This window comes from Klebsiella sp. MS 92-3 (genome assembly GCF_000195655.1).
In the GTDB taxonomy this organism is placed as follows: domain Bacteria; phylum Pseudomonadota; class Gammaproteobacteria; order Enterobacterales; family Enterobacteriaceae; genus Klebsiella; species Klebsiella pneumoniae.
Map to the genome: position 1 here is coordinate 92,202 of NZ_GL882839.1, position 5,917 is coordinate 98,118.

Below are 5,917 nucleotides of genomic sequence, written 5' to 3' on the forward strand. Positions count from 1 at the left end.
GGGGGGCCCGATCCCCCAGGCACGTCCTCTCGCTTCCCAACCCGGGAAGTAAATGCAATTTCCGCAAATGCTTAGCGCAATTCCTTGGTTCCTTTGTTTTTAGCCGCGCCCGATGATGGCAACACAATAGATAACAAAGGAATTCACCATGCATCGTCATTTTCGCCTGCCCGCGCTGGCCGCGCTGTTTCTCACCGGCGCCTTTTCCGTCTGGGCCGCCGACACGCCGGTTAAAGGCGGCACCTTAATTTATCTGGAGCAGCAACCGCACACCAATCTCTATCCGCCCGCCGGCGGATTTTACCCGAATGGCGGGATTCTCAATCAGATAACCGACAAGCTCACCTGGCAGAACCCGAAAACGCTGGAGATTGAGCCGTGGATCGCCGAGAGCTGGACCAGCAATGCCGATAAAACCGAGTACACTTTCCACCTGCGCAAAGGGGTCACTTTCTCAGATGGCACACCGCTGGACGCCGCCGCCGTCGCCAAAAACTTCGATACCTATGGTCTGGGAGATAAAGCCCATCGTCTGCCCGTCTCGGAGGTCATCAATAACTACCAGCGCAGCGAAGTGATCGACCCGCTGACGGTAAAATTCTACTTCAACAAGCCGTCGCCGGGCTTCCTGCAGGGAACCGCCACCATCGGCTCCGGTCTGGTATCTCTCAGCACCCTGCAGCGTAATTTTGAAGAGCTGGGCGATGCCCGACATATTATCGGCTCCGGCCCCTTCGTCGTGCAGGATGAAAAACCAGGCCGCGAGCTGACGCTGGTGGCGCGCAAGGATTACCAGTGGGGGCCGAAAAACATTGCCCAGCAGGGGCCCGCTAACCTCGACGGCATCACCTATATTGTGACGCCGGAAGACAGCGTGCGTATCGGCGCGCTGCTGGCAGGTCAGGCGGGCTTTATTCGCCAGGTGCAGGCCTACGATGAAAAGCAGGCTACCGATCAGGGATTTAAGATCTACGCTGCCCCTACCCGCGGGGTCAACGACAGTCTGAGCTTCCGCCCGGATAACCCACTGGTCGCCGACCTGCGGGTGCGTCAGGCCCTGCTCCATGCCACCAACGCCAGGCAGGTGGTGGAGACGCTGTTCTCCGCTAACTACCCGCAAGCCACCTCCGTGCTGGCCAGCTCTGCCGCCGGCTATGTCAATCTCAGCGATAAACTCACCTTCGACCAGGCCAAAGCCCGGCAGTTGCTGGATGACGCCGGCTGGAGGCCCGCCGCCGACGGTATTCGCAGCAAAGACGGTCAGCGGCTGGCGCTGACCGTCTATGAGTCGCTGCCGCAGCCGCAAAATAAGGAAGTGCTGCAGCTGATCGCCCAGCAGTGGCGCCAGGTGGGTGTGGCGTTGACGGTCAAAGCCGGGGATGCCGGTAGCCGTACGCTGGATAACCTCGACCCGCAGAAAACCCCGCTCACCGTCTCAGAAGTGGGCCGCGCCGACCCGGATGTGGTGAAAAGTATGTTCTTCCCCAACAACCGCGATGCGCTGCTGCAGAAAGGCGGCTCCAGCGATAAAGTGCAGCGCTTCCGCGATGATAAGCTCAATGACCTGCTGACCGGCATCTCCGCGGCGGTTGAGCCGCAGCAGCGCTTGCAGTTAACCGGTGACGCCCAGCGCTATCTGATCGATAACGCCTATGTGATCCCTATTTTCGAAGAGCCGCAGGTGTTCGCCGGCGCGCCGTGGGTCAAAGGCGTCAGCTTCGAGGCCGTCGGTCGTCCGTCGTTCTACGGCGCGTGGCTGGACAAGCACTAAGAGGCCGGTTATGAGCGCTTATCTTCTGCGACGATTCGGCCAGGGGCTGCTGGTCCTGTGGGCGGCCTTTACCCTCACCTTTTTCCTGCTGCAGGTCCTGCCGGGGGATGCGGTGCTGATCAAGTTTCAGAACCCGGACCTCGGCCTGAGCCCGGCGCAAATTGCGGAGATGCGGCTGGCCTACGGCGCCGATAGCCCGCTGTGGCGCCAGTACCTGCACACGCTGCTGGCGATGCTGCACGGCGACTTCGGCTATTCCCTGCAGGCGGGTCTGGCGGTCAGCAGTCTGATTGCCAGCAACCTGCCGGATACCTTAAGCCTCGCGCTGCCGGCCTTCCTGCTGGCCGTGGCGCTGGCGTTCGCCCTCGCTTTCGCCTCGCGGCTGCCGGGGCTGCGCTGGCTGAGCAATTTTCTGCAGTCGCTACCGGTGCTGTTTATCTCTCTACCTACCTTTTGGTTGGGTATCGCCCTGATCCAGCTCTTCTCGTTTCAGTTGCGCTGGATCCCGGTAATCAACCCCGGCCCACTGGAAGGACTGATTTTACCGGTTATCGCCGTCGCACTGCCCATTTCCGCCCCACTGGCGCAGATCCTGATGCGCAGCATGGATCAGGTGGCGGTTCAGCCCTTCGTCGCGGTCGCCCGCGCCAAGGGCATGAGCGAAACGGGCGTCCTCTGGCGCCATGTGATGGGGAATGCCCTGCTGCCGGCGCTGAATATTGCCGGGCTGCTGCTCGGCGAACTGATTGCCGGGGCGCTGATCACCGAGACCGTCTTCGGCCGCAGCGGCCTCGGCCAGCTGACCCAGCAGGCGGTCAATAACCAGGATATCGCCGTACTACAGGCGGTGGTGATGATCTCCGCCCTCGGTTTCGTCCTGATCAACCTGCTGGTCGACCTGGTCATGCCGCGACTGGACCCCCGACTCCATTTACAGACCGGAGGTGCGAAATGAGCCTGGTCGACTATACCATCGCGGTTCGCCGCCGCCCGGAGTGGCGTAGAGTGCGCCTGCAGCCTGGCCTGTGGCTGGCGTGGGCGGTGATGATCGCCGCCCTGTTAATGGCCATTGCCCCACAGTGGTTTACCTCCTCTAACCCGCTGGAGGGGATCCCCGGCGCTCAGCGCCTGGCGCCGCAGGCGCACTACTGGCTGGGTACCGACCAGCTGGGGCGCGACCTGTGGACGCGGGTGGTTTACGGAGCGGTGCATTCCCTGTCGGCGGCGCTGATCGCCGTCGCCATCGGCCTGGTGGTGGGTACCGCCCTTGGCACCCTCGCCGGGGCGCTGGCCGGACGCGTGGAATCCACCATCATGCGCCTGGTCGATGTCCTGCTGGCCATCCCCTCCCTGCTGCTGCAGCTCACGGTGATTATTCTGCTGGGTTTCGGCACGGTAAATGCGGCGGTGGCGGTTGGCGTCGCGGCTATCGCCAGCTTCGCGCGCCTGGCGCGAGCAGAAGTGGTGCGCGTGCGCCACAGCGATTACGTCGAGGCGGCCCGGGGCAGCGGCGGCACTTTTTTCGCCGTCTTCTGGCGCCATATTCTGCCCAACTCGCTCACTGCGGTGCTTGCTTTCGCGACGCTGCAGTTCGGACAGGCGATGTTGGCCCTGGCCACCCTCAGCTTCCTCGGCTACGGCACTCCGCCGCCGGTCCCGGAGTGGGGACTACTGATCGCCGAAGGTCGCAATTACCTGTCAACCGCCTGGTGGCTGACCACCTTCCCCGGCCTCGCCGTGGTCGCCGTGGTCCTTGCCGCCAATCGTCTTAGCCGCCAGTGGAGTGGAGCACGCCCATGACCGTTCTGTCCGTTGAAGATCTACGCATCAGCTACCGCTCGCGGGGCGAATGGCGCGAGGTGGTGCACAACATCAGCTTTTCCATCCAGCGCGGCGAAATGCTGGCCTTCGTCGGAGAATCCGGCTCGGGGAAAACCACCACCGCGCAGGCCATTATCGGCCTGCTGGCGGATAATGCCCGCCGGGATGCCGGGCGGATTGTCCTCAATGGCGAAGTGATTAGCGACTGGTCGGATAAACGCCTGAACCGCCTGCGCGGAGTGAGCATCAGCCTGGTCCCGCAGGATCCCGGTAATTCGCTCAACCCGGTAAAAACCATTGGTCAGCAGGTGGAAGAGATCCTGCGGCTGCATCAGTCCCTCTCCGCCGCTGAGCGCCGACAGCAGGTTCTTAACCTGCTCGCTAAAGTCGGTCTCAGCCACCCGGAACAGCGTTTTGACCAGTATCCGCATCAGCTGTCTGGCGGGATGAAACAGCGGGTGCTGATAGCCATCGCCATTGCCCTGCAGCCGGATCTGATTATTGCTGACGAGCCCACCAGCGCCCTCGACGTCACGGTGCAGAAGCGCATTCTCGACCTGCTCGATATCCTGCGTCGCGAGTCGGGTACCGCCGTGCTGTTTGTCACCCACGATCTGGCGCTGGCCGCCGAACGCGCCGACCGGATCATGGTGTTTCGCCAGGGAGAGATTCAGGAACAAGGCGCCACCGAGACGATTGTCCAGCGTCCGCAGCATCCTTACACCCGCCAGCTGCTCCACGACCTGCAGGATGCGCCGTTGAGGCTAACGGCGGCGCGTCACCGGCCGCTGGCCACGTCGGCCATTCGCGTGGAGGGGATCAGCAAACGCTTCTCGCTGGGCAAACAGGCGCTGCAGGCGCTCGACAGCGTCAGCTTTGAGGTCAGACGCGGCAGCACCCATGCGCTGGTGGGCGAATCCGGCTCCGGGAAAACCACCCTGGCGCGGATCCTGCTGGGCTTTGAGCGCGCCGACGCCGGACAGGTCATCATCGACGGTATCGACGCCGGGCATCTCAGCCGCGAGGCACAGCGTCAGCTGCGGCGCAAGATCCAGTTTGTCTACCAGAACCCCTTCGCTTCGCTCGACCCGCGCCAGACGCTGTTTGCGATTATCGAAGAGCCGTTAAAAAACTTTGAGCGCCTCAGCGCGGCGACGCGTCGCCAGCGTGTGGAGAGCGTTGCCGCCCGGGTGGCCCTGGCCCCCGAGCTGCTGTCGCGTACGCCGCGGGAGCTTTCCGGCGGCCAGCGGCAGCGGGTGGCGATTGCCCGGGCGCTGATCCTCGAGCCGGCGATACTGGTCCTTGACGAAGCGACTTCGGCGCTCGACGTCACCGTTCAGGCGCAGATCCTCGCCCTGCTGCAGCAGCTACAGCAGCAGCTGGGTCTGAGCTACCTGTTCATTACCCACGATCTGGCGACGGTCAGGCGGATCGCCGACAGCGTCACGGTGCTGCGCGCCGGCCAGGTGGTGGAGCATGGCGACGTAAACCGCCTGTTCGCCGCCCCGCAGCAGGCCTACACCCGCGAACTGATCGCCGCCATTCCCCAGGTTTCCCCCCGCTTAGCACAGGCCCACACGGAGAACGCATAATGCCTAAACGCCTCGGTTTTTTTACCCGTCTGCTCGATCAGGGCTCCGCGCAAACGCGCTACCGGCTGGCGGCCGAACAGATCCGCCACGCGGAGCGTTTGGGCTTCGACAGCGCATGGATTGCCCAGCACCATTTTCATGAACAGGAAGGCGGCCTGCCTTCACCGCTGGTGTTTCTCGCCCACGTCGCGGCACAGACCGACCGGATCCGTCTCGGCACGGCGATTATCACTCTGCCGATGGAAAATCCGCTGCGCGTCGCCGAAGACGCAGCGGTACTGGATTTACTCACCGACGGACGTCTGGAGGTGGGTTTTGGCTCCGGCGGCACGCCAACCTCGTTTCTGCCCTTCGGCCTGACCAGCGAGCAGCGCGGGGCGGCGTTTGCCGACCATCTGCACCTGATCCATAGCGCCTGGCGCGGCGACACGCTGAGCCACCCGGACAACCGTCTCTATCCGCCGGCGCCGCAGTTGGCGGAGCGTATCTGGATCGCCACCTTCTCGGCGGAGGGCGCCATCCGCGCCGGTCAGGCGGGACACGGGCTGATGCTGTCGCGCACCCAGCCACGGCCGCCCGGCGAGCCACGTCTGCCGCTGGACGCCATTCAGAACCCGATCATCGACGCCTACCTGTCGGCGCTACCGGACGGCGTTGCGCCGCGGATCCTCGCCTCGCGCACCGCCTTCGTCGCCGACAGTCACGCCCACGCCCTGCAGGTCGCCGAGCCCGG

The 5,917-nt window shown here is 63.8% G+C and carries 5 protein-coding genes; all 5 read left to right on the plus strand.

The features are described from left to right. Positions 1 to 148 precede the first annotated feature (148 nt). Positions 149 to 1,771, plus strand: coding sequence for a TIGR04028 family ABC transporter substrate-binding protein (locus tag HMPREF9538_RS06930; protein WP_009307785.1), 1,623 nt, complete (start codon positions 149 to 151; stop codon positions 1,769 to 1,771). Between the two features lie 10 nt (positions 1,772 to 1,781). Further along, positions 1,782 to 2,726, plus strand: coding sequence for an ABC transporter permease (locus tag HMPREF9538_RS06925; protein ID WP_002906228.1), 945 nt, complete (start codon positions 1,782 to 1,784; stop codon positions 2,724 to 2,726). Next, on the plus strand, positions 2,723 to 3,571 hold the full coding sequence (locus HMPREF9538_RS06920; protein WP_004180077.1) for an ABC transporter permease: 849 nt from the start codon (positions 2,723 to 2,725) through the stop codon (positions 3,569 to 3,571). Before HMPREF9538_RS06925 ends, HMPREF9538_RS06920 begins: the two co-directional genes overlap by 4 nt. Continuing rightward, positions 3,568 to 5,184, plus strand: coding sequence for a dipeptide ABC transporter ATP-binding protein (locus tag HMPREF9538_RS06915; protein ID WP_009485859.1), 1,617 nt, complete (start codon positions 3,568 to 3,570; stop codon positions 5,182 to 5,184). The genes HMPREF9538_RS06920 and HMPREF9538_RS06915 overlap by 4 nt, the downstream gene beginning before the upstream one ends. Beyond that, a partial coding sequence (locus HMPREF9538_RS06910) for a putative FMN-dependent luciferase-like monooxygenase (RefSeq protein WP_009485860.1) occupies positions 5,184 to 5,917 on the plus strand: 734 nt, incomplete at its 3' end. The genes HMPREF9538_RS06915 and HMPREF9538_RS06910, both read left to right, overlap by 1 nt.

What these genes read in the sequence shown, in the direction of transcription:
- HMPREF9538_RS06930 (WP_009307785.1), top strand. Translation starts at nt 149, where the DNA reads ATGCATCGTCATTTTCGCCTGCCCGCGCTGGCCGCGCTGTTTCTCACC.
- HMPREF9538_RS06925 (WP_002906228.1), top strand. Translation starts at nt 1,782, where the DNA reads ATGAGCGCTTATCTTCTGCGACGATTCGGCCAGGGGCTGCTGGTCCTG.
- HMPREF9538_RS06920 (WP_004180077.1), top strand. Translation starts at nt 2,723, where the DNA reads ATGAGCCTGGTCGACTATACCATCGCGGTTCGCCGCCGCCCGGAGTGG.
- HMPREF9538_RS06915 (WP_009485859.1), top strand. Translation starts at nt 3,568, where the DNA reads ATGACCGTTCTGTCCGTTGAAGATCTACGCATCAGCTACCGCTCGCGG.